Here is a 22295-nt window from a genome sequence, read left to right as displayed (position 1 = left end):
TCAGCCTTCCTGGGTGGATTCATCCGCGGGTGTGACCGTGCGTTTCTCGATCCGTTTTTCCTTCGCTTGCTGCGCGGTGAGCTCCAAGACGCGTTGCACGTAGATGCCAGGAAGGTGGATGTCATCGGGTGCCAACTCACCTGGCTCGACCAACTCCTCGACCTCGGCGACGCTGACCTTGCCAGACATGGCACACAGCGGGTTGAAGTTGCGAGCGCTGGCGCGGAAGACCAAGTTGCCGTGGCGGTCGCCCTTCCAGGCGCGAATCAAACCGAAGTCGGCGGTGATGGATTCCTCAAGCACGTAGGGCCTGGTCTGCCCCGAGACGGTGAAGTCGCGAGTTTCCTTGGATGGTGAAGCGAGCGCGACATTGCCCTCGCTGTCATAGCGCCACGGCATCCCGCCCTCGGAGACTTGGCTGCCGACCCCGGTCGCGGTGAAGAACGCGGGGATGCCCGAACCGCCAGCGCGTAACTTTTCGGCCAACGTGCCCTGCGGGGTCAACTCAACCTCAAGCTCCCCGGCTAGATACTGACGGGCGAACTCTTTGTTTTCCCCCACGTACGAAGCAATGATCCGGCGGATCCTGCCCTCGTTAAGCAGCAATCCCAGCCCCCAGTCGTCGACCCCGCAGTTATTGGAGACCACTTCCAGGTCGGTGCTGCCTTTGGCGAGCACTTCGGCGATCAGCACCGACGGGATGCCCGACAGGCCAAACCCGCCCACGGCCAGAGTCATGCCGTCGACGATTCCCTCGACGGCTTCAGCAGCAGTATCGACAACTTTGTCCATGCGGGCACCATATCCCTCCTAGGTGACCAGGCTGCTCGCGATTACGCGTGAGCCGTGACCCCTTCGGTCTGCATGCGTTCGTCGTCGACCGACGGGTTGCCGCCCCGGACCATGACGACGGAGCCGCCAGCGCCCCATACCTGCAGCAGTTGGTTGAGGAACTCGTGGGGGTCGGTCGTGGTGACCAACGTGCGGGCGGCCCCGCCCACCGGGTCGTCGGGATCAGGTCGGCGTAGGTGGTGTTGTCGTCGCGGGCGTCCAACGCATTGGTGTCTTCTTCTGGCTCATCCCAGGCGGTGAAGTCGTCGCCATAGGAGGAGATTTCGTGCGCTTCGTCCATGACGCCTGAGCGCAGATTGCCGTCGAACTTGCGAGCCAACGCAGCCAGCGACACGGCGATGACCTCGTCTGCATCTTGGGCCGACTCAGAGTCGGGGTCCGTGGTGATCAGCACGTCAGCGCCTTCATGGCCATCGAGGGAGACGGTGGCTCCAACGGCCCACGTGGCGAAGGCCCAGTAGGCCAACCGCCAATGCGGAGCCGGCAGTTGCAACCAGACAACGGATCCGGGGGAGACGTCAAAACCTTCCTGGAGGGCGTTGGCTGCCTTGCAGACCCAAGTGTTGAAGACCTTGCGGGACAACTCGATGCGTTCACCTGCCGTAGGCCCATCGGTGTCGTCGTAGTAGGTCAAGGCGGGTTGGGTGGCATCCTCGCTCAGGAGGCGAGCCACAACGTCAGCAGGTGTTAACACGCAGCACAATCTACGGCACTGGGGCAGGCTTACGCTGGGGCAATGTCAGAAGTGGTCGTCAATCAGCGTCGTTGGGTGGCCGGTCGACCCGTTGACGTGGTAGCTACCTGGGGTCCGCTGCACCGAGGTGGCGGCGATCCAACCTGGCGTATGTGCGCAGGCACCTTGTGGCGGGGCGTGCGCACTCCCGGTGGCCCAGTCACCCTGGCAGTGAGCGTCAATCGAAACCAGGAAGCCGTGTCAGCGCGAGCGTGGGGACCAGCATTGGGGTGGAGTGGACCCTCGATGCACTACCGGACATGTTGGGCGCGCGCGACCACCTGGAGGACTTCGACGCCTCCCATCCCCTGTTGCGTCAGGCCCTCAAGGCACACCCAGGGTGGCGTGTTTCGCGCACTGGGCTCGTGATGGAGTCACTCGTGCCAGCGATTATCGAGCAGAAGGTCACCGGTCAAGAGGCCTTCGCCGGATTCCGCCAACTGGTGCTTCTTGGGGCACCGTGGCGCCCGGGCCAGGAGCGGACATAGGCCTGCGGGTGCAACCGGATGTCGCAGCTATGCGCGCGATCCCCTCGTGGGAGTGGCTGCAGTTGGGGATTAGCCCCACCCGAGCGGACACCATCGCTGGAGTCTTGAGCAGGGCTGCTCGATTGGCCGAAACTGCAGATCTTGCGTTGCCGCAAGCGCGCCGCCGGCTGATGGCTGTGCCGGGCATCGGGGTGTGGACTGCGGCTGAAACTGCCCAGCGGGCCTTAGGCGATGCCGATGCCGTGAGCTTTGGCGATTATCACGTAGCCAAGAACATCGGGTGGGCTTTGACTGGCCGCGAGGTTGATGACCAAGGACTAGTTGAGGTGCTCGCCCCATACGCACCACACCGTTATCGCGTGCAGCGGTTGCTGGCGCTCGCGGGCCTGCAACGCCCGCGTCATGGAGCACGGATGAGCCCGCGCGGACACATTCCTATTCGACGCTCCAGGAGATAAGCCGCTCGGAGGCGAGTGCTACTTCGAGGCGAGCGGATAGACGGCCCCGCTGGAAGTCATCCGCTCCGCTCACGGTGCACACCTGCCTTAAATGGTCGCTGGCGACCTGCTCGGCGGTTATCGACGACGGACAGCCCAGGAGAGCAAGTTTGATAGCTCTCGCGACACGAACTTCGGCGTCCTCCGGGGCGGCAGTGGGCACGCCTACCTCGTGTGCTGCCCCGCTGCCGGGATGGGCTCCGAGAGCACTGCGCACCGCTTCAACACTGCCGAGGGCAAACCAATCACCGGGCCCCGTGCGGACCAAGTGGCTAGCTCCCGCGACGCCTGGGCTGGCAACAGTGCCGTCGGGCAGGCCGCGGAGCACGGCTGCTGGCGTGGCCCACGTCTTGCCCTTGACCAGATCGGCTGCTGCTGCGATTTGATCAGCAACCGCTCGGGCGGTGACGGCGAGCGCTCGGCCATCGACGTCCACCTCGCCAGACAGGTCATCGAGAGTGTTGAGCGCACACGATCCGATGGCTATGTCGGTCTGGCCAACGCGCCACGGTCGCCCAGCGGTGTCCGTGACGACAATGCCGATCCGGGGCAACGGCTGGGGCGAGTATGCGCTGAGCAGTTCTGCATAGATGGTGCGGGCGGCTAGGTCGGGGTCGGTCGGCAGCATCAAGATGATGTTGTCTCGGCCGGTGTTGGATGCATCAACGCCAGCCGCTGCCATGACCGGTCCCGCGGCAGACTCAACGATCTGCGCCATTCCGGTGGCGGTTCGACGCTCAGCAACGACTCGGACAGTGGCCTCACCGATCGCCTGATCACGCTCGCTAGCCGGAGCGGTCAGCCCGCTGTTCTTAGAGATCACCTTGCTGGAGATGACGAGGACATCGCCGTCAACAAGCCCGACTTCGTTGCGCTCGAGAGCCAGGCGCAACTCGCCCCCAGGTGGTGCCGGGTAGTGAGTTCCGGCATACCGGGCAAGGGGTAGATCGTGACAATCCCCGGGGCGGCGGGTTCGCTCACGGAGCGGTCCGCGCCTGCATCAGGTCAAGACCCAACTCAACCGCGCCACCAGCAATGACACTCGCCGCGCCGGTGTCACTCATCAGCAGGGCTGAGATCGGTGAGTGATCCGATGTGGGCCTGAGGGAATGGCAATGTCTGAGTCCACATCGTCAACCAGCCAGCCATTGAGGAAGTCGACATAGAGACCAGCGACCCCGGCGGCGCTGACTGGCACACCCAACGGACGCAGACAAGCGTCGGCATGGCCGCGCACCGGAGCACCGCCAATGATTGGGCTGACACCTACGACAGGAGCCCGGGTGCCACGCAAAGCGTCACGGACGCCGGGGATGCCCAGAATGATGCCGATCGAGACGACCGGGTTGCTGGGCGGCAAGATCACGAGATCCGCGTTGCGAATTGCTTCCAACACGCCGGGAGCGGGGATAGCCTGGCCCATGCCAGCGACCGTGAACCGCTTGGCCTCGGTTTTGGCCTGCATCCGAACCCACCACTCCTGGAAGTGCACGGCCCGCTCCGCCGTGGGGTCATCACTATCGGGGTCCGCGATCACCACGTGTGTTTCGATCGGAGTGTTGGTCGCAGGCAGCAAGGTCACGCCTTGCTCTGGTAGTCCCCAGCGACGGGCCAGTTTGGCGGTTACATCGGTCAGGGTTTGCCCCTGACCAAGCCACAGACTGCGTGCAATGTGGGTGCCCATATCTCGATCGCCCAGACCGAACCACTGTGGCTCGACGGCCAAGGCTTTGAGTTCGGCTTGACGGCAAAACTCTCATCCTCGCGCCCCCACCCCTGCGACTCATTGACCCCACCGCCCAGGGTGTAGAGAACAGAGTCAAGATCTGGGCAAACACGCAGGCCAAACAGAGTGATGTCGTCTCCGGTGTTACCAATAACCGTCAGCTCGTGTGGCTCATCTGAGTCCCGAGAATCCAGGTGCTTGACTAGGCCCCGAAGGAACCGGGCACCACCAACGCCGCCGCTTAAAGCCGTGATTCGCATGAGCCCATTGTCACCTGTTTGCGGCGCGCTTTAGCCACCGCCAAATCGTCCTACGGCGCCAGTGGGTTGACCCCTACCACGTCCTACCCCTGAGTAGCCAAGATGCGCGGATAGCAGATTTACTGTTGACTAACGGGGATGACACGCGTGTAATTCAAGTGTTGCAATTATGCCCTGGTCAGTGAAGACGTGCGTTGCGGTGCGAGCTAGGTTGAGGAGGAGCCATGCACGAACTAGATATTTTGACATTGCTCAACACGGAAGATGAGTCCGTTGAGGAGCCCTCGTGGCAAGAACGAGCGTTGTGCGCTCAGACTGACCCCGAGGCATTTTTCCCCGAAAAGGGTGGGTCAACTCGGGAAGCCAAGAAGGTATGCGTGGGCTGCGAGGTCCGTTCTGAGTGCCTTGAATACGCACTAGAGAACGACGAGCGGTTCGGTATTTGGGGTGGGCTGTCAGAGCGCGAGCGTCGCAAACCTAAAGAAGCGCGCGGTCTGAGTTTTCGATTTCTTCCACGTTCGTGAGCCCTGCTTCGTCTCGAGCGACCGTGGCATCGGTCAACGTCCTCCTGCTGACCCATGCTGGCGGTCCCGAAATCGACGAAATTTTGGACACTTTGGTCCCCGACACGGACCGATTGGACCGCGTCATTGTGACCGGACTGAGTGCCGAGTCGCCGGAGGTTGAGCGAGCAACCCAGCACCCGGTTTTCGATCACGAAGTCGATCTCGTGTTGGTGCCGGAGGCGGGGGACAGCGTTGCTGCGGCCATCAATTCGGCTCGTGCCAAGATCGAGCCAGACGTGGATCGCTGGGTGTGGATCCTGCATGACGACTCCTTGCCAACGCCGGGGGCTCTGCGCGCTCTGACCGAAGCCGCACGACGCTCGTCCAAGGTTGGTGTCGTCGGTCCTAAGTTGGTCCGGGACACTGACGAGCGAGTGCTCGTCGGAGTGGGCCACCACCTGACCCAGACCGGCCGGGAAGTTGAAGCCGATGCTCCCGACATGGTCGATCAGGGGCAATGGGACTCACGCAATGATGTTCTGGGTGTGCCGATTCCAGGCATGCTGATTCGATCTGATGTGCTCGAAGATATTGGCGGGCTGGACCCGGCCTTTTCCTTCGGCACCGAGGGCGTCGACGTGTCATGGCGTTCGCACCTGCGCGGCCACCGGGTGGTTGTCGCGCCCGGCGCTGTGGTTGTTCAAGGCTTGGTTGGTTTGGGCCGTGAGCACCCGCGCTGGCACCGACGGCATCTGCGGCAGGTCGCTTTGGCCCGGACGGCTTGGTGGCGCTCGATCTGGTTCACCTTGCGAATGATCGTGACCGGGTTGCTTGCCGCCCTGGGGTTCTTGCTGGTCCGTCGAGGCGGGGCCGCCGCAGGTGAGTTTGCTGATGTACGTGCTGCGCTCAACCCTGGCCCTCGATGGGGCGCTCGTTGGCGCTTCCGTGGCAAGCGAGTGGTGAGTGACCGCGACCTCAAAGCCTTTTCGCCAGCACCGCCGCGGGGTGGCGCTCCGCCGTCGACACGGCACAAGAGGCGATCTTGCCTGACGAAGAACGCGTAGCCGAGGCACCGGCACAGCGCGGCCCCGTTGAGACCGGGCCGGTTGCTGACGAAGCCGTCGGCATTGACGACAGCGTCGAAGGCAAACGGCATTGGTGGAGTGGCTGGCTAGTCACCGCCATCATCGTCAGCGCAATCGCGGGCCTCCTCAGTTGGCGCGACCTTCTCGGCGGATTGAGCGGATCGGGGGTCTCCGGCGCTGAACTGCTGCCGGTCGCCGGTGGGTTTGATCAGGGCTGGCAGGCGTGGTCACGTGGCTGGACCGGTCAAGGGTTGGGCACTAGCGGACCAGAAGCCCTCTGGGTGCTGCCGATGAGTGCAGTGGCTTGGGTGATCACAGCCCTGCCCATCGGTGTTTCCTCGTCGCAATCACTGGCTGTGGCTACAACGTGGGTGCTCTTCGCGTCGATCCCGCTATCAGTCCTCAGCGCCTACTGGGCAGCACGAGTGACGACGTCACGGCGCGGAGTCCGGGCGCTTATGGGGCTGGCCTGGGCCAGTTTGAGTCCGCTCGCCGTGGGCATCGGGCAGGGACGCCTGGGGCCTGTCGTGGTTCACGTGCTCGCTCCGCTGATGGTGGCGGGAATCATTGTGGCGATCAGCCGGTCTAGTGGTCCTCGTGGCACGTCTGCCGCCTTTGGCGCTGCTTTGTCGATCTCCATTGCCGTCTGGTTTGTGCCCGGCGTGCTGGCCTTCGCGGTCTTGGCCTCGGTGGCACTGCTGGTGGGGGCGCCTGGCCGAGCAAAATTGCGATCCTTGGTCGTGCTGCTGGTGCCTATAGCGCTGGCTGGCCCGGCCGTTCTAGCTGCATGGGGAAATCCGGGTTTGCTGGCTGGGGGTGCGGGAGCCACGTCGGTTGATATGGCTCCGGCTGGCTGGGAGATGGCACTGATGCATCCCGGCGGACCGGTGTCTTTCATCATGTGGTGGACCGTGCCTGCCTGGCTGCTCGCGGTCGTGGGCGTCGTCATGGTGGGCCGCCATCAACGACGTGCCGCCCTACTTTAACGGCCGCCGCCCTTGGTTTACTCACCGCGGTCTTGGTGACTCGAGTGGGGCTGACGCTGGCGCCTGCTGGCTATAGCGATGCGGGCGAGGTCGTCACTGCCTGGCCCGGCACCATCTTGAGCTTGGCCGGAGCGTGTATCGGCCCAGCAGCTGCAGCAGGGGCAGATGCCGTGCTGGAGCGACGAGGCTCAGCGGTCGATGCTCCAACGCTGTTCAGCGCCCGCTCCTAGGGCTCGGTGCTGCTCGGTGTCGCAGGTATTGCTATCGGTGCCCTTTGCTCTGGCGCGCAGTGACTCCACCTTCCAGCTTGGAGTTGGCTGAGCCGGCTGTGTCGCCGATTGTTGCTGAGCAGATCAACAGCAGCGACGCGGCTCGGTATTTGCAACTAACCCCTCCGGTCCCCAAGACGCGTACGTCGTGGGATACGGGTTGCAGGGGCAAGAAACAGGTCCGTGGCTGCGTGACCGAGTAGGTGAAAGCCTCGAAGCTCAGGCTGTCAATGACGCGAACTTGCAAAGCCGGGTCGGTGACCTGGTGGACGCCCAGGCAGACGCCATTGCTAGCGGCACGCTCTCTAATGGGGCCTTAGCAGACCTCGCCGTCGGCTTCATTAGCGTCAAGGCAGAGCAGGACCATCCCCTCGTCGTCCAGTTGGACCAGATCGAAGGCTTGACCAGAATTACGGCGCCTCCCGGTGAAGTGCTGTGGCGGGTGGTAGCCAACGCAGACATTCCAGCGGCCGCTCGGGCACGGGTCTTTGACGCCTCTGGCGCCGAATTGGCGCCTTTGGCCATCACCGGTGGACACTCTGAGGTCGCGCAGACTGACCTGCCAACTTCAGCCGCCACGGTGGTGGTTTCGGAAGGCAACGGTTGGCAGTCTGCTGCAACGGTGACCGCCGATGGCGTGTCTCTGTCGCCGGACGCGGCCACCTGGCCGCTGACCTATGAGGTGCCGCAAGGCGCGGAAAAGGTCGCCATTTCGCTGCCAGTGCTTCATGAATGGTGGTGGATCGGGACCGGGGTGGCCGCTGTCTTCGTCTTGTTCTTCGCGCTTCCGCTGGGGTCGGCCCGCAACGGGAGGAAGTCATGACGCGCTCAAAAGGTTGGATGCCCGCTGCCGCTGCGTGCCTAGCCCTGGCTGCTGTCGTTGCTGCAAGTAGCCAGATTCCGCAGGACCTGTCCTGGGGCGTCCAAGCGGCTGACCCTGCAACCACGACTGAACAGACTTCAGTCTCAGTCCAGCCGGTCGGTGCAGCCCAACTCATTTGTCCAGGGCCCCAGCAGCAGGGCTTAGAAAATGCCGTTGTGCCCGAGCAAGAACAGACCGTGCGCGTAGAAGCGATCCACCCACCGGCCGAGGCAATCCCCGGCATCGTGCTGGAGCAGGCGCAGGGCGCTTCGGAGGTTGCGATTCAAGATGTGCCTGAGTCTGCCGAGACGGTGACCGGAACGGACGCCGCGGATCGAATTGAACTGTTGATCGACGGCCCGCAAGGCGCGCTCGTGAAGGCCACCGGGGCACTTTCCCCGGGCATTTCTACGTGGCAATCACACTGGCCTTTACCGAGGGGCGCCGTGGACTCGAAGTCATGCAATGCGGCGAAGCGGCGACTGAACACTGGCTGATCGGTGGGGGCGGTGAACCAGCCCGGTTGGAGCGCCTGGTTTTGGTCAACCCTCCGCTGACCCAGTGACCGTGGACATTTCCGTCTATGGCGTCGATGGCCTGGCTTCGAGCACCAGCAGCCAAGGTGTGGTCGTTCCGGGCAATGATCGGGCCATCGTGCTGTTGGACGCTATCGCTCCTGGCCAATCGAGTCCGGTAGTTCGCGTGCAAGCAACGTCGGGTGAGATTGCGGCCTACTTGGGGGACCGATGGATGGACGGCACGACCGGTGCCGGTCTGGAAACCCTCGGATCGGCCCCAGAGCCTGCGCTGGAGCAACTTATCCCCGGTGTCGTGATTCGCGAGGACGCGGCTGGGGCATCCCTGCGGGTGGCAGTTCCGGGCGCGGACAGCGGCATCGTGACCGTGAGCGCCTTCAGTGCTGACGGCCAAGTCGAGTTGCAACAAGACGTGACAGTCGTCGAGGGCGAGCACGTTGAGGATATTTCGCTCGCTGATCTGCCGAGTGGGACATACTCCTCCAGGTCACCAGCGATGTGCCGGCCGTGGCAGCAGCGCAAGTGCGGACTGCGCCAGGTGAAGACGACGAGACCGGGTTGGCCTGGCTGAGCGCAGCGCCCGAGTTTGATGGCGCGCTGGGCGTTCCGGTGCGCGCGTTGGCCGATGGCAATTCGGCGTGGACGTTGCACATGGCGACCACCGATGCCGACGATGGCTCAATCTCATTAGCGCGGGTGGCCCAGGACGGCGTTGTGTCGGTGGAAGAGATCACCGTCCCGGCAGGCCAACCGGTATCTGTCGAAATCTCAGCTGATGACCAGTCCTGGCTGTTCGGCGCCAACGGCGGAGTGCGATCCATGCTCAGCGTGCGAGCTAGCGACGACACGGGCGACCTGATCGCCGCGTCACCGTTGCGTGGCAGCACTCTGACTCGTGGGTTAACGCAGGTCCGGCCTGACCTGCCGTGATCTGACCTAACGTGCTTTACAGCAGGTCTTCTGGGTCGATGCCAGCCATCTGAGCAATCTGCTCGGCGACCACGTGCAAGACGACGGCCTCGGTCTCGGGCCAGGAACGGGCTGCTGCTTCCACCGGTCGGCGATAGATCACGAGCCGAGCCTGGTTATGCCCCTGAGCTGGAAAGAGCCGCCCCAACGGCACCGAGTCTTCCCATGGCGCCGGGTCTGATGGGGGAACATCTTCAACGGCGATCTCGGGCAGGACGACATCTTTGGGAGCCCGGTGGGCTACCCGATGAATCGCGTCGAGGACGGTTTCGTCGAAACGTCGCGAGCGAGAAACCATGGAGGGCACAGGAGGCCAGGCCAGAGGCCCCCTCATGCCCCTGCCGCGACGGTCTCGCTGGTGCCCTTGCATAGACCAAACCCTACGCTGCGGCGTGGTGGGTCGGCGATGCGGTCCAAGGGATCTAGAGTGGGGGATCGTGACGATCTCCCGCCAGTGTTCCCGGACCGCCTGCGGGCACCCGGCTGTCGCCACGCTGACCTACGTGTATGCCGAGCAAACTGCTGTCCTGGGTCCGTTGGCCACCTATGCCGAGCCCCACTCATACGACCTCTGCACTATCCACGCGGGGCGCCCTACAGCCCCCGTGGCTGGGACATCGTCCGGATTGAAGCACCAGAGGGCGCTGCACCACCGGCAGATGACCTGGTCGCCTTAGCTGAGGCTGTCCGAGAGCGGCGCGACCGGCCAGCGGCTGTTCAGGAGTCTGAGCCGATGCCGCCAACCGATGGGCCCCGCCGAGGGCACCTACGCATCCTGCGCGACAACTAGACTCCGGGGTATGTCGACTCCGCAGCTGGCTGATTTCATCAAGGCTTACGACGTCCGTGGGCTGTATCCCGAGCAACTCAACGAAACCGTTAGTGCAGCCCTGGGGGCCGCTTTCGCTCAAGTTGTGGTTTTGCCTGAAGGCGCTAAGTCCATGGTGGTCGGCCATGACATGCGCGAGTCGTCGCCATTGCTCAGTGAGGCTTTCGCCGCGGGTGCCGCGGACCAGGGCGTCGACGTCACGATGATTGGCCTGACATCGACCGATGGCCTGTACTTCGCTAGCGGGTCGATGGATTTGGCAGGAGCGATGTTCACCGCCAGCCACAACCCCGCCGCCTACAACGGCATCAAACTGTGCAGGCCGGAGCCCGACCGGTGTCCCTCGACACTGGCCTGGCCGAAGTGCGCGACCTGGCCCAATGGCTGCTTGAGCGTGGCTCAATGCACTCCTGCCAACCAGCGGCGACAAGGGGACGCTCCGGCATACCGACGTCATGGGCGACTACGCTGCTCACCTGCACTCGCTTGTGGACCTGCGCGGCGGCCGACCGTTGCGTGTCGTCGTCGACGCCGGCAATGGCATGGCAGGTCACACCGTGCCGCACGTGCTGGGTGAAGACTTGCCGGTCGAAGTGATCCCGCTGTATTTCGAGTTGGATGGCACTTTTCCCAACCACGAGGCAAACCCGCTGGACCCAGCCAACGTCGTCGACCTGCAAAAGGCTGTGCTCGAGCACTCCGCCGACGCGGGCCTAGCCTTTGATGGTGACGCCGACCGATGCTTCGTGATTGACGAGCGCGGCGAAGTCGTCAGCGCCAGCACCATCACTGCCCTGGTGGCCGACCGCGAGATCGCGCGCGCCGTCGCTGCGGGCACTCCGGCCAGCGAGGTTGCTGTGGTGCACAACCTGATTTCTTCGCGCTCAGTGCCCGAAACCATTCTTGCTGCTGGTGCTCGACCCGTGCGAACGCGCGTTGGCCACTCCTACATCAAGGCCGAGATGGCGCAGCACAATGCCATTTTTGGTGGCGAGCACTCCGGGCACTATTACTTCCGAGACTTCTGGTTCGCCGACACCGGCATGCTGGCCGGTATGCACGTGCTGGCTGCCCTAGCAGCCTCGTCTGAGCCGCTGTCCGCCCTGCTCGCTCAGTACGACAAGTACGAAGCCTCAGGAGAGATCAACTCTGGCGTCGCCGATGTCAGCGAGACGTTAGCGCGGGTTACCGACTGGGCTGCCGAAGCGGGCCTTGAAGTGGAAAACTCCGACGGCTTGATTGTTGATTCGGCACCCGGCGCGACCGTGTGGTGGGCATCGGCGCGACCAAGCAACACCGAGCCATTCGTCCGGCTGAATGTTGAGGCTGCGGACACGGCAACGATGGAGCAGGTCCGGGACGAGATTCTGCAGGTTATTCGAATGGGTACGGTGTCCTCGTGACTTCTCAAATTGATCCTTGGGTCCGCGACATCCTTCGGTGCCCCGTGGGGCAGCACAAACTTCTTGACGACACCAACGACGCCGGTGAGCCAATCTTGGTCTGCGAGCAAGATTGCCCCACCGAAGGCCAACGACGGTCTTATCCGGTGCGCGACGGCATCCCGGTGATGTTGGCCGACGAAAGCACCATTTCAGCTCGCTAGGAGAGTGTTGTGGCCCCATTTATTGACGACGCGTTGCTGGATGACCCAGAGGAGTTAGCGCGCAAAGACTCCCAAGCAACGCTGCGTGCGCTGGCAACGGCTGGTGCCCAAGCCCGTGAAGCGCTAGTGCTGGCGCATGAGGCTGGCGTTGAACGCCTCACCAGTGACGATCGCCCACGCTCAGTGCTGGTGGCTGCGTTGGGCGGGTCTGCCTTGGTCGCTGATGTGCTGGAGTTGCTGGCTGAGCCGTCGTCACCGGTGCCGGTGCACATTCGTCGTAATGTGCCGTTGCCCGGTTGGGTTGGCCCCTGGATCTCGTGATCGCGGTGTCGCTGTCTGGCCGGGCTCCTGGCCCGCTGGCCGTCGCGCATGAGGCGGCTCGCCGGGGCGCTAGGTTGTTCACCGTCGGTGCAGCAGACTCGCCGTTGGCCGAGGTCACCGCCAGGGCTCGCGGTATTCACGTCCCCGTCGGGCGCGGCCGGACCAACAGCCGCACCTCGCTGTGGAGTTTGTTGGTCCCCGTGCTGGTGGGCGCCGACATGATGGGACTGCTCGACTGCAGCGCCGAAACGATTGGCGAGGTGGCTGATCGGCTGGACGAACGGGCAGAGATGTTCCGCCCCACGTCAGAGACCTTTATGAATCCGGCCAAGTTGTTGGCTGTCCAACTCGCTGAGACGGTCCCGGTGGTTTTGGGGATGGGCCGATGGGGGAGTAGCGGCCTCTCGGGCGAGTTCGATGCTGGCCCGGACTGCCCGCATACCTGCGAACTTTGGTGAATTGCCCGATGCCGCCAGCCAGATCGTGGCATGCTTTGACGGCCCGTATACCGCCATCGGCGGGCGTCGCCCCGGCACATACGACGACTCGCGGATCCGTCTTGCCGATATCGACACCAGCAGCTGGGAGCCGCACCACTTCGCCGAGCCAGAAGGCGACCTTGCCGAGCGGCAGAACGGCCCGCGTGGCGCGCCCGACCCATTCGCTGATCCTTATCTGGATGGGCCAGGCACGCCACCCTTGGTCTGCTCATGCTGCGCGATGCGCCAGCCGAGCAGCCGTCGCGCGAATCTGAGGAACGCGAGGCCCTGACGGACGCGGTCCTGGAGACGGCCCGCAGGGCCGGGGTGAAAGTTGTGCACAGTCAACCCCAGCCTGGCGCGGCCATCGTTCGGTTGGCCGACCATGTCGCCACCGTTGACTTCATGTCGACCTACCTGGCGCTGGGCTTAGGGCTAGACCCATCGGTGTCGACCCACGTAGCCGAGCTGCGAGACCGAACTCGCTGACGGGGCGCCCGGGCGCTTCTGAGCACGTGCGGGTACTCTTGACACACGTGACTACTTCGCACTACGACCTGATCATCATCGGCAGTGGCTCCGGCAACTCGCTGGTCACCCCCGACTTCGAAGGCAAGAAGGTCGCCATCGTTGAAAAGGGCGTCTTTGGCGGCACCTGCCTCAATGTTGGATGCATCCCCACCAAGATGTATGTCTACGCCGCTGAGGTCGCTACCTCGATCCGCAACGCTGGCAAATACGGCATCGATGCCACGCTGGACAAGGTTCGCTGGAGCGATATCCGCGATCGCATCTTCGGCCGCATCGACCCCATTTCTGAGGGTGGCAAGGACTACCGCCAAAACGGCCCCGGCACCACCGCATACCTCGGGCATGCCACCTTCGTGGACGAGCGCACCCTTGAGGTCACTGGCCTGCCAGATGGTGAGAGCGCCACGATCAGTGGCGACCAGGTCGTCATCGCCACCGGTGCCTACGCAGTCGTTCCCGACGCCATCACTGCCTCCGGTGTCGACTACGAAACATCCGACACGGTGATGCGGATGGAGACACTGCCTGAGTCAATGATCATCTTGGGCGGCGGCTACATCGCTTCCGAGTTTGCCCACGTGTTTTCAGCGCTTGGTGTGAAAGTCACCGTTGTCAACCGCGGCGAGCGACTCTTGCGCCAGTTGGACGAAGAGGTCAGCGAGGCCTTCACCGAGATCGCGATGGATGCCTGGGACGTGCGACTCAGCTCAGTCTGCACCGGTGCCGAAATGACCGACAACGGAGTGGCCGTGCAACTCAACGGGGGAGACTCCATCGAGGCTGACGTGCTGCTCGTGGCCACGGGCCGTGCTCCCAACACCGAAAAGTTGGGCCTCGACGCAGCTGGCATCAAGACGCACAATGACGGCCGAGTCCAGCTTGACCAGTTTGGCCGGACCAACGTGGCTGGGGTCTGGGCGCTCGGCGATGCTTCTTCGGAGTATCAGTTGAAGCACGTTGCCAACAACGAGGCGCGTGCGGTGGCTCATAACCTGATCCACCCCGATGACCTGAAGAAGTTTGATCACTTCGCCGTGCCTGCTGCCGTCTTCACGCACCCACAGATCGCGGCCGTCGGTTTAACCGAGGCACAAGCCCGCCGGACCTCACCTGACGTGACCGTCAAGGTGCAAAAGTTTGGTGACACCGCTTACGGCTGGGCGATGGAAGACACCACCAGCTTTATGAAGTTAATCGCCGACAAAAAGACCCGCAGGTTGCTGGGCGCTCACCTCATGGGCCCGCACTCCTCAACGCTGATTCAGCCGCTGTTGCAGGCCATGAGCTTCGACCAGCCTGTTGACGAGTTGGCTCGTGGCCAATACTGGATTCACCCCGCACTCAGCGAAGTAGTGGAGAATGCCCTGTTGGGGCTGGAGTTCGACGCTCACTAATCGCTTACCCTGACCCGCACGATGACTCAAGCAAGGATTCTTCATGTCGTTTGACTACAAGGTTGCAGACCTCTCCTTGGCTCCGGCCGGGCGCCACCAGATTCGCCTCGCCGAGCACGAAATGCCTGGTCTGATGCAGTTGCGCGAGCAATACGGCGACTCCAAGCCACTGGCCGGTGCGCGCATCGCTGGCTCGTTGCACATGACCGTGCAGACTGCTGTGCTTATTGAGACGCTGACGGCGCTGGGCGCTGAGGTGCGTTGGGCTTCGTGCAACATCTTCTCCACCCAGGATGAGGCGGCCGCAGCCATGGTGGTCGGCCCCAACGGGACGCCGGATGACTTGCAGGGTGTCCCAGTCTTCGCCTGGAAGGGCGAGACCTTGCAGGAGTACTGGTGGTGCACTACGCAGATCCTCACCTGGCCTGAAGCACAGGGTCCGGCCAACATGATCTTGGATGACGGGGGCGACGCGACCCTCCTGGTCCACAAGGGCAAGGAATGGGAAGCCGCTGGTGTCGTTCCCTCAGCTGCTGAAGACGACGCCGAAGAATACAAGGTCATCTTGGCGACGGTCCGCGACACGCTAGCCACCGACCCACAGAAGTGGACTCAGGCTGCCGATGCGCTTCTGGGCGTCACCGAAGAGACCACCACTGGTGTGCACCGCCTCTACCAGTTGCACGAGCAGGGTCAGTTGCTGTTCCCCGCGATCAACGTCAACGACAGCGTCACCAAGTCGAAGTTCGACAACAAGTATGGCACCCGCCACAGCCTGATTGACGGCATCAACCGTGCCACCGACACCCTCATCGGCGGCAAGACCGTCGTCATCTGCGGGTATGGCGATGTCGGCAAGGGTGCGCCGAAGCGATGGCCGGCCAGGGCGCCCGCGTGGTGGTCACTGAGGTCGACCCCATTTGTGCGCTTCAGGCTGCAATGGAGGGCTTCCAGGTGGTGCAGTTGGAAGACATGCTCGACACCGCAGATTTCTTTGTCACTACGACCGGTTGCATGAACGTCATCACGGCCGAGCACATGACCGACATGAAGGACAAGGCGATCGTCGGCAACATCGGCCACTTCGACAACGAGATCGACATGGCCGGCCTGGCTATGGTCCCCGGCGTCGAGCGCGTTGAGATTGAGCCGCAGGTGCACGAGTGGGTGCTGCCCGCCGACGACAGCGGCCGCAGCGAGCGTTCCATCATCGTGTTGTCCGAAGGACGACTGCTGAACTGGGTAATGCCACCGGCCACCCCAGCTTCGTGATGTCCAACTCATTTGCCAACCAGACGTTGGCGCAGATTGAGTTGTTCACCAAGCCGGAGGACTACCCACTGGGTGTCCACGTGCTGCCAAAGCACCTGGACGAAGAGGTTGCTCGGATGCACCTCGCCGCGCTGGGAGCCAACCTAACGGAGCTCACCAAGGAGCAGGCGGAGTATCTTGGTCTTGACATTGCCGGACCTTACAAGCCGGAGCATTACCGTTACTGATTCTTTCGGCTCAGACTTTGAGTGAAATGGTGAACCCGCGCGTTCTCGTGGTCGATGATGACCAGGCGCTGGCAGAGATGCTTGGCATCGTGCTGCGCAAAGAGGAACTCGACGTAGCCCATTGCGCTGATGGTGGGCGCGCCCTGACCATGTTTCGCGAATACCAACCCGACTTGGTGCTGCTTGACGTGATGCTGCCAACAACCAGCGGCGTTGAGGTATGCCGGGCGTTGCGGGCGGAGTCGCTCGTCCCGATTGTCATGCTGACGGCGCGAACGGACACCCAGGATGTGGTCGCTGGTCTCGAAGCCGGGGCCGACGATTACATCATGAAGCCGTTTAAGCCGCAGGAATTGATGGCTCGTGTCCGCGCTCGCCTTCGTCGGTTGGAAAACCGTAAGGACGAAGACTTGCGCATTGGCGACCTCGTCATTGACGTGGTTGGTCACTCGGTGGCTCGTGACGGTGAGCCAGTTTCGCTGACTCCACTGGAGTTTGATTTGTTGGTCGCGTTGGCCAGCAAGCCAGCTCAAGTTTTTGACCGCGAGTCGCTGTTGGAGCAGGTATGGGGCTATCGCCACGCGGGGGACACCCGCTTGGTGAATGTCCACGTGCAGCGTCTGCGGTCAAAGATCGAGAAGGACCCTGAAAACCCGCAGATCGTCTTAACGGTCCGAGGGGTCGGGTACAAGGCCGGTGGCAGTTAAGGACGGCCGGTTTGGTCGCGCCCTCGCTGGCGTTAGGCGGTGGTGGCGCTCCTCATTGCGTGTGCGCGTGATCACCTCGACGCTTGTCGTGGGTGTGTTTTTGGCGTCGGCCATCGGTGCCGTGCTCTATCAGCGCATCGCCGAGGGCTTGGTTGTTCAAGCAGTCAACAACGCTCAAGCAGATGCCGCCTCTCGAGTGCAGCGGGCCCAAGACCTGTTTAACTCCACTGACCGGTTGGACAACCTCAGTCTGTCTTCGGCAGCCGTCGAGAACATCACCGACGTTGCCCCCGGTGGGGCTGGCGATGGTCGATCGGTCGTGCTCGCTCGCGCCATTGACAGTGATCGCGACACCTTGATCGCCCCCGTGGTGGGTGGTGACATCACCGCTCCTGCGGTGCCGATCGAACTGCGTGAAGCACTGGCTGCTGGTCAAGACGCTCAGCAGGTCTATGTCCACCCCATTGCCTCTCGTTCTGAGCCGAACGTTGAAGTGCCCAGCGTCATGGTCGCCTCGAGAGTGTCCATCCCCCGAGCCGGGCCATACGACATGATCTTGATTTATCCAATGGAGCGCGAGCAGGCCATTTGGACCTGGTCAGCCGGTGGTTCCTGGTTGGCGGATTCTTGCTGTTGATGCTCATTGGCTCAGTGGCGTGGCTGGCAACCCGATTGGTCACTGAGCCGGTGGGCCAAGCGGCAGCAGTGAGCACCGACCTGGCGCGCGGCGATCTGGATCAACGTCTGCCGGTGCGTGGCACCGACGAGTTAGCCCAATTGGGCCTGGCCTTCAACACGATGGCGGACAACCTGCAGCAGCAGATTGTCCAACTTGAGCACCTCTCGTCCCTGCAGCAGCGGTTCGTCTCTGATGTTTCCCACGAGCTGCGGACACCGCTGACCACTATCCGGATGGCGGGGGAGATGCTGCACCTTTCGCGAGGTGACTTCTCAGCACCGGTGGCTCGCTCGGCTGAGCTGCTCTACGGCGAGTTAGATCGCTTTGAGGCGCTCCTGACGGAGTTGTTAGAGATCAGCCGCTATGACTCCGGCACCAGCACGCTAGTTGCCGAAGAAGCCGATGCTGTTGCTCTCGTCCACGAGGTTGTCGATGCAGTCGAGTTGTTGACTCGGCAATCGGGCAGCGAAGTGCGGATCTCATCCACCCAGAGCCACATCTCGGTTGAGGTGGATGACCGCCGGATCGCGCGCATTCTGCGCAACCTCATCGTCAATGCGCTTGAGCACGGTGAAGGCAGGCCCGTCGATGTCAGGCTGTGCGCGACGGATGAGTTGGTGGTCATCTCGGTGCGCGACCGCGGTGTTGGGCTGAACCCATCCGAGGCAGAGCACGTGTTTGAGCGCTTTTGGCGCGCCGACCCGGCTCGTGCTCGGACCACTGGTGGCACGGGGCTTGGCTTGTCCATCGCACGTGAAGATGCGCGTCTGCATGGTGGCTACTTGCAGGTGAGTGGCCTGAAGGATCAGGGCGCTTGCTTCCGGCTTATTCTGCCGCGCTCGCAAGACATCGTGATTGATGATGAGCCGGCTGCAGTGCCAGTGGATGAGACGCAAGATTTGATCCCGCCTCAGTTGGCGACCACCGCCGCCGAGGGAGTGTTGTAAGTGCGCAGATTTAGCCCTTTGGCGGCCGTGGTCGCACTCGTGCTGCTGTTGTCGGCGTGTGCCGGTTTGCCGATGTATGACGCGCCTCAACCCGGTGAGCCTGTGTTGGGCGCGCCGGACCAAGACATTCAGTCTCAGCCCGACTTGCCGCGCGAAGGTGCGCCGGCCGATGAGATTTGGCGTGGCTTCCTGTTGGCCAACGGCAGTTCCACTGATGGGTATGAGGTGGCTCGCGAGTATCTCAGCGATGACTTGGCAGTCTCGTGGATGCCCACCAGCAACGTGGTGATCCGCAGTGGGGATGCGCAAGTGGCAGAGATCGACAACATTGACTCCGGCACCATCGAGGCGACCATCACGGTGGATTCGGTGCTGGGCGGAGATGGCAATTTCATCGAGTTCGATAGCGAGGAAACTCAGACAGAGTCTTTCACGCTGAATCAGATCGCCGGCGAGTGGCGGATCACCGAGTTGCCTGACGGATTTGGCTTGTGGCTCTCCGAGACAGAGTTTGACCGGCAATTCCGCAAGGCTGAAATCAGCTATGTCTCAGCAACCGAGGACATCTTTGTTTCGGACTCCCGTTGGTTCCCGCGGGCCGATGGCTTTAGCACCGCACTGGCGCGGGCCCTGCTTGAGCCGACCCCTGCATACCTCGATGGCGCGGTGCGCACCGGAGTAGTGGAGGGCATGGACCTTGCCGCCGGTGGTGTCCCGATCGATGTGGCGACCAGCACGGCAACCGTGAACCTGCGTGGCCCCGGCCTAGCCGACGACGAAGACCGAGTGCGGATGCTCTGGGCCCAGTTCACCCAAACCTTGACTCAGGTTGGGGGCGTGGACCAGGTAGTGCTGCAACTTAACGGGCAGCCCCTTGAGCTTCCAGGTGGGCAAGAAGCTCTTGATTCAGCGGCGACGCTCGGCTTCGAGACACTAGACCCGCTGGACGAATACGGACTGGTGCGCAACGAGACGTCGCTGGTGTTGGTTAATCCTGACGACCACGCTTTGGCTGAGATGGATCCTGAGGTGGAAGGCATCGAGATCCCGGCTTCTGTCTCACAGAAGTGGGAGGCGCTGGCTGTTGACGAATCCTTGAGCGCCCTGGCCGGCGTGGACGAAGACCGAGAAACCCTGTGGGTACGTGGCGATAATGGTGCCCAACAATTCGGCAACCTGGGCACCTCGCTGACCGATCCACAGTTGGTGGGAGACGGCACAGTATGGGTTGGGGCTGCCCGAGGCTCGACTCCTGCGGTGTGGGTGCTGGATGCTGACGCTGGTCAGGATCAGGAGCCAACTCGCCTTGAAGCTGAGTGGTTGACTCCAGACCTTGAGTTGCACCAGTTGAGTGTTTCGCCGGACGGGAGCCGAGTGGCGGTCTTGAACCACCCCACCGATGGCGGAGCAGACGAAATCGGCATCGCCGGCATCGTGCGCAACGCCGATGGCGAACCGATTGGCCTGGCTCCGCTGCGCCGAGAGTTCGCCGTCTTTGAGACGGTGGAAAACGCCTCCTGGGCCACCGATGAGTCTCTCGTGGTGTTGGGCAAGCGGGCTGAAGACACCGATGTGCGGCCGTTTGTTGCGCCCTTGAACGATCGTCTCGAGCCGCTGGGTGAGGCGCCGTCCGCGCAGAGCGTCCAAGGTTTCCTGACCGAGGCTGGATTGCAAGCCTTTGTGGTGACAACTGAAGGCACCGTGCTCACGCGTGAGGGCGCTGGTTGGCAGAGCTATCGCGAAGGCGATGACTTGGTCGTTCCAGGCAAGTAGCGCGGCTGTGCACACGGCAGGCCACCGTGGGTGCTCGCCCACAGAGCCTCATGCGGTGTCTCGCCGCGCCGGGGTTTGAGCGCATGCTCGACACATGTCATATCGCCAGGTGTTGTTGGACTGCGTCGCAGGTGCATTCGATCTGGTGTTGCCTACTCACTGCGCGGGATGTGGCGCCGCAGGCGTGCGACTATGCGCCGTCTGTGGCCTTGCCTTGCAGTCGGTCGTTGCGACCCGCGCGCGGCCAGACCCAGCGCCGGACGGGTTCCCCGCAACCTTCACCGCAGGGCAATATGAGGGCGTGCTGCGCGAGGTGATTGTGGGGTGGAAGGACGGTGGCCGTCCCGATCTGGGCCAAGACCTTGCATTTGCGCTGCGCGTGGCGCTGGCCGCCGCGATCTCTGCCCTAGAGCCTCGGGAATCTTCCACTATTTGCTTAGTGCCAGCACCCTCTAGCCCCGCCTCCGTCCGAGCCCGAGGTTATCGCCCAGTAGCCGATTTATGCAGGTCTGTGATGCGCCAGGTGCCCGCCAAGATTGCCCCCGAGTGGTCGACGCGATAGGTCTGCAACGTGTGGTTGTCGACCAATCGGGTTTGTCGCATGGCCAGCGGGCGGCGAACCTCGCCGGGGCCATGAAAGTGGTGCCCAAGATGGTCGACAGGCTTGCGCAATCTGATGTCATTCTCATCGACGATGTCGTCACGACTGGATCGACATTGACGCAAATGGCGCTAACGCTGCAGGCCAGCGGGGTGTCCCGGGTTTCTGCGGCGACCCTGGCGGCGACTATGCGCAGGCATCCGCCACGCCGCCAAAAAGTTGCACTATCGGAAGCCGGGGAAGCAGATTAGGGTGAGCAAATGGGAACGAACCCAGCACCGAAGCCGCGCCAGGCGGACGAGCGTGCCAGGGGTGGGGCCAGACGAGATGAGGGCATCAAACAGCCCAGTTAGTGCATTTCAACCCTCTCTAGGAGGACCCATGGACATTACTGTTACCGGCCGCAAGATGAACGTCACCGACCGATTCCGGCGGCACCTGGAAGACAAACTCGACAAGATTCCCCAGCTGGCACCCAACGTGTCCCGGGTGGAAGTCACGTTGACCCACGAGGCAAACCCGCGCCTGGCCAAGACCAGTGAGCGTGTGGAGATCACCTGCTTTGTGAAGCGGACAGTAGTGCGTGCAGAGGCGGCGGCCGACGACGAATACGGCGCCCTAGACCTCGCGATGGGCAAGCTGACCGAACGCTTGCGCCGCGCCCACGACAAGCGCCAAATTAGCCACACCGGTAAGAAGCGACCCAGCTCCGTTGCCGAAGCCACCTTCGGGCTACCTATCGATGACCTTCCGGCACCAGCGCCCGAGCCAGAGTCGGAGCCTGATCCGGCTGAAGCCGTTGACGAGGCCCTTGGCACAGAGGGCAACAGCCCCATTGAGTTGCGCGAAAAGGTGCACACGGCAGTCCCGATGACCGTCGGCCACGCGCTGAGCCAGATGGAGTTGGTGGGACACGACTTCTTTTTGTTCCATGACGCTGACTCTGGAGTGCCCAGCGTGGTCTACCGCCGACGTGGTTGGTCCTACGGGGTGCTCCGATTGACAGGTGAAGACGGTTCACCGATTCCCGTCGACGCTGCGGCAGCGACCGCAAGTTAGTCCGTTCTTATCCCTTCTAGCGGGTCTTCGCCTCTTTGGCGAAGGCCCGCTTTAGTGTCTGGGGATGGCTACGGTTTCTCGCGCACGAGCGGTTCGCATTG

The 22295-nt window shown here is 62.9% G+C and carries 30 protein-coding genes and 2 pseudogenes; 26 read left to right on the top strand and 6 right to left on the bottom strand.

What is annotated here, in order from left to right; all coding sequences use genetic code 11:
* Positions 1 to 792 (bottom strand): CoA transferase subunit A, encoded by a 792-nt coding sequence (locus L0A91_RS06880; RefSeq protein WP_235246353.1) that lies wholly within the window; start codon positions 790 to 792, stop codon positions 1 to 3.
* Positions 764 to 1546 (bottom strand): TIGR03089 family protein, encoded by a 783-nt coding sequence (locus L0A91_RS06875; RefSeq protein ID WP_235246352.1) that lies wholly within the window; start codon positions 1544 to 1546, stop codon positions 764 to 766. Before L0A91_RS06875 ends, L0A91_RS06880 begins: the two co-directional genes overlap by 29 nt.
* Positions 1547 to 1797: 251 nt before the next feature.
* Between L0A91_RS06875 and L0A91_RS06870 the strand changes: the two genes are divergently transcribed.
* Complete coding sequence (locus L0A91_RS06870) at positions 1798 to 2073, top strand: hypothetical protein (protein WP_235246350.1); 276 nt, start codon at positions 1798 to 1800, stop codon at positions 2071 to 2073.
* 29 nt (positions 2074 to 2102) lie between these two features.
* Positions 2103 to 2531 (top strand): DNA-3-methyladenine glycosylase, encoded by a 429-nt coding sequence (locus tag L0A91_RS06865; protein WP_235246349.1) that lies wholly within the window; start codon positions 2103 to 2105, stop codon positions 2529 to 2531.
* On the opposite strand, the gene L0A91_RS06860 is transcribed toward L0A91_RS06865, so the two are convergent.
* The 3 genes from L0A91_RS06860 to L0A91_RS18705 all read right to left on the bottom strand — a co-directional run bounded on the left by L0A91_RS06860 (position 2509) and on the right by L0A91_RS18705 (position 4556).
* A complete protein-coding gene (locus tag L0A91_RS06860) occupies positions 2509 to 3462 on the bottom strand; it encodes a coenzyme F420-0:L-glutamate ligase (protein WP_235246348.1) in 954 nt (317 codons plus the stop codon). The genes L0A91_RS06865 and L0A91_RS06860 overlap by 23 nt on opposite strands.
* A gap of 171 nt (positions 3463 to 3633) precedes the next feature.
* Positions 3634 to 4254, bottom strand: a complete 621-nt coding sequence (locus L0A91_RS18710) for a 2-phospho-L-lactate transferase CofD family protein (RefSeq protein ID WP_311198082.1) — start codon at positions 4252 to 4254, stop codon at positions 3634 to 3636.
* The gene (locus L0A91_RS18705) at positions 4203 to 4556 is read right to left on the bottom strand and encodes a 2-phospho-L-lactate transferase CofD family protein (RefSeq protein ID WP_311198081.1); all 354 of its coding nucleotides are present in this window, start codon (positions 4554 to 4556) and stop codon (positions 4203 to 4205) included. The genes L0A91_RS18710 and L0A91_RS18705 overlap by 52 nt, the downstream gene beginning before the upstream one ends.
* A gap of 224 nt (positions 4557 to 4780) precedes the next feature.
* Here L0A91_RS18705 and L0A91_RS06850 point away from each other — a divergent pair, with 224 nt between their 5' ends.
* The 8 genes from L0A91_RS06850 (at position 4781) to L0A91_RS06815 (ending at position 9730) form a co-directional block, all read left to right on the top strand.
* Positions 4781 to 5080 carry a WhiB family transcriptional regulator gene (locus L0A91_RS06850; protein ID WP_235246347.1) on the top strand — a complete coding sequence of 100 codons (300 nt, stop codon included), beginning with the start codon at positions 4781 to 4783 and terminating at the stop codon, positions 5078 to 5080.
* Between the two features lie 23 nt (positions 5081 to 5103).
* The gene (locus L0A91_RS06845; protein ID WP_235246346.1) at positions 5104 to 6126 is read left to right on the top strand and encodes a glycosyltransferase family 2 protein; all 1023 of its coding nucleotides are present in this window, start codon (positions 5104 to 5106) and stop codon (positions 6124 to 6126) included.
* A complete protein-coding gene (locus L0A91_RS06840; protein ID WP_235246345.1) occupies positions 6105 to 7133 on the top strand; it encodes a hypothetical protein in 1029 nt (342 codons plus the stop codon). The genes L0A91_RS06845 and L0A91_RS06840 overlap by 22 nt, the downstream gene beginning before the upstream one ends.
* 32 nt (positions 7134 to 7165) lie before the next feature.
* Positions 7166 to 7363 carry a hypothetical protein gene (locus L0A91_RS06835; protein WP_235246344.1) on the top strand — a complete coding sequence of 66 codons (198 nt, stop codon included), beginning with the start codon at positions 7166 to 7168 and terminating at the stop codon, positions 7361 to 7363.
* A gap of 187 nt (positions 7364 to 7550) precedes the next feature.
* Positions 7551 to 8225 (top strand): hypothetical protein, encoded by a 675-nt coding sequence (locus tag L0A91_RS06830; RefSeq protein WP_235246342.1) that lies wholly within the window; start codon positions 7551 to 7553, stop codon positions 8223 to 8225.
* Complete coding sequence (locus L0A91_RS06825) at positions 8222 to 8761, top strand: hypothetical protein (RefSeq protein ID WP_235246341.1); 540 nt, start codon at positions 8222 to 8224, stop codon at positions 8759 to 8761. The genes L0A91_RS06830 and L0A91_RS06825 overlap by 4 nt, the downstream gene beginning before the upstream one ends.
* A gap of 64 nt (positions 8762 to 8825) precedes the next feature.
* Positions 8826 to 9371, top strand: a complete 546-nt coding sequence (locus L0A91_RS06820; RefSeq protein WP_235246340.1) for a DUF5719 family protein — start codon at positions 8826 to 8828, stop codon at positions 9369 to 9371.
* A complete protein-coding gene (locus tag L0A91_RS06815) occupies positions 9359 to 9730 on the top strand; it encodes a cupredoxin domain-containing protein (RefSeq protein ID WP_235246339.1) in 372 nt (123 codons plus the stop codon). Before L0A91_RS06820 ends, L0A91_RS06815 begins: the two co-directional genes overlap by 13 nt.
* Positions 9731 to 9746: 16 nt before the next feature.
* Here the strand turns inward: L0A91_RS06815 and L0A91_RS06810 are convergent, their stop codons facing one another.
* On the bottom strand, positions 9747 to 10067 hold the full coding sequence (locus tag L0A91_RS06810) for a metallopeptidase family protein (RefSeq protein WP_220122883.1): 321 nt from the start codon (positions 10065 to 10067) through the stop codon (positions 9747 to 9749).
* A gap of 139 nt (positions 10068 to 10206) precedes the next feature.
* Here L0A91_RS06810 and L0A91_RS06805 point away from each other — a divergent pair.
* The 16 genes and pseudogenes from L0A91_RS06805 to hpf all read left to right on the top strand — a co-directional run bounded on the left by L0A91_RS06805 (position 10207) and on the right by hpf (position 22194).
* A pseudogene (locus tag L0A91_RS06805) lies at positions 10207 to 10559 on the top strand (DUF3499 domain-containing protein).
* A gap of 10 nt (positions 10560 to 10569) precedes the next feature.
* On the top strand, positions 10570 to 11175 hold the full coding sequence (locus L0A91_RS19740; protein ID WP_397333828.1) for a hypothetical protein: 606 nt from the start codon (positions 10570 to 10572) through the stop codon (positions 11173 to 11175).
* Entirely contained in the window at positions 11087 to 12001 is a 915-nt protein-coding gene (locus L0A91_RS19735; RefSeq protein WP_397333860.1) for a hypothetical protein, read from the top strand. Before L0A91_RS19740 ends, L0A91_RS19735 begins: the two co-directional genes overlap by 89 nt.
* Positions 11998 to 12204: a Trm112 family protein gene (locus L0A91_RS06795; protein ID WP_235246338.1), complete on the top strand. Its 207-nt coding sequence runs from the start codon at positions 11998 to 12000 to the stop codon at positions 12202 to 12204. Before L0A91_RS19735 ends, L0A91_RS06795 begins: the two co-directional genes overlap by 4 nt.
* 9 nt (positions 12205 to 12213) lie before the next feature.
* Positions 12214 to 12525 (top strand): hypothetical protein, encoded by a 312-nt coding sequence (locus L0A91_RS18700; RefSeq protein WP_311198080.1) that lies wholly within the window; start codon positions 12214 to 12216, stop codon positions 12523 to 12525.
* Positions 12501 to 12983 carry a hypothetical protein gene (locus L0A91_RS18695; RefSeq protein ID WP_311198079.1) on the top strand — a complete coding sequence of 161 codons (483 nt, stop codon included), beginning with the start codon at positions 12501 to 12503 and terminating at the stop codon, positions 12981 to 12983. The genes L0A91_RS18700 and L0A91_RS18695 overlap by 25 nt, the downstream gene beginning before the upstream one ends.
* 252 nt (positions 12984 to 13235) lie before the next feature.
* Positions 13236 to 13493, top strand: coding sequence for an SIS domain-containing protein (locus L0A91_RS18685; protein WP_311198077.1), 258 nt, complete (start codon positions 13236 to 13238; stop codon positions 13491 to 13493).
* Positions 13494 to 13540: 47 nt separating this feature from the next.
* On the top strand, positions 13541 to 14929 hold the full coding sequence (gene mtr / locus L0A91_RS06785; RefSeq protein ID WP_311198076.1) for a mycothione reductase: 1389 nt from the start codon (positions 13541 to 13543) through the stop codon (positions 14927 to 14929).
* 43 nt (positions 14930 to 14972) lie between these two features.
* Positions 14973 to 16428: pseudogene (ahcY, locus tag L0A91_RS06780) on the top strand (adenosylhomocysteinase).
* A gap of 29 nt (positions 16429 to 16457) precedes the next feature.
* Positions 16458 to 17135: an MtrAB system response regulator MtrA gene (mtrA, locus tag L0A91_RS06775; RefSeq protein ID WP_397333859.1), complete on the top strand. Its 678-nt coding sequence runs from the start codon at positions 16458 to 16460 to the stop codon at positions 17133 to 17135.
* On the top strand, positions 17125 to 17772 hold the full coding sequence (locus L0A91_RS06770) for a hypothetical protein (RefSeq protein WP_235246336.1): 648 nt from the start codon (positions 17125 to 17127) through the stop codon (positions 17770 to 17772). The genes mtrA and L0A91_RS06770 overlap by 11 nt, the downstream gene beginning before the upstream one ends.
* Positions 17724 to 18761: an MtrAB system histidine kinase MtrB gene (gene mtrB, locus L0A91_RS06765; RefSeq protein WP_235246334.1), complete on the top strand. Its 1038-nt coding sequence runs from the start codon at positions 17724 to 17726 to the stop codon at positions 18759 to 18761. The genes L0A91_RS06770 and mtrB overlap by 49 nt, the downstream gene beginning before the upstream one ends.
* A gap of 27 nt (positions 18762 to 18788) precedes the next feature.
* On the top strand, positions 18789 to 20534 hold the full coding sequence (locus L0A91_RS06760) for an LpqB family beta-propeller domain-containing protein (RefSeq protein WP_235246564.1): 1746 nt from the start codon (positions 18789 to 18791) through the stop codon (positions 20532 to 20534).
* Between the two features lie 94 nt (positions 20535 to 20628).
* Positions 20629 to 21096, top strand: a complete 468-nt coding sequence (locus L0A91_RS06755; RefSeq protein ID WP_235246333.1) for a ComF family protein — start codon at positions 20629 to 20631, stop codon at positions 21094 to 21096.
* Positions 21097 to 21107: 11 nt separating this feature from the next.
* Positions 21108 to 21386, top strand: a complete 279-nt coding sequence (locus L0A91_RS06750) for a ComF family protein (protein ID WP_235246332.1) — start codon at positions 21108 to 21110, stop codon at positions 21384 to 21386.
* A gap of 130 nt (positions 21387 to 21516) precedes the next feature.
* Positions 21517 to 22194 carry a ribosome hibernation-promoting factor, HPF/YfiA family gene (gene hpf / locus L0A91_RS06745; RefSeq protein WP_235246331.1) on the top strand — a complete coding sequence of 226 codons (678 nt, stop codon included), beginning with the start codon at positions 21517 to 21519 and terminating at the stop codon, positions 22192 to 22194.
* Positions 22195 to 22295 lie beyond the last annotated feature (101 nt).

The organism is Ornithinimicrobium sp. INDO-MA30-4, assembly GCF_021535045.1.
GTDB lineage: Bacteria > Actinomycetota > Actinomycetes > Actinomycetales > Dermatophilaceae > Ornithinicoccus.
This window is presented reverse-complemented; position numbering and strand designations above follow the sequence as displayed.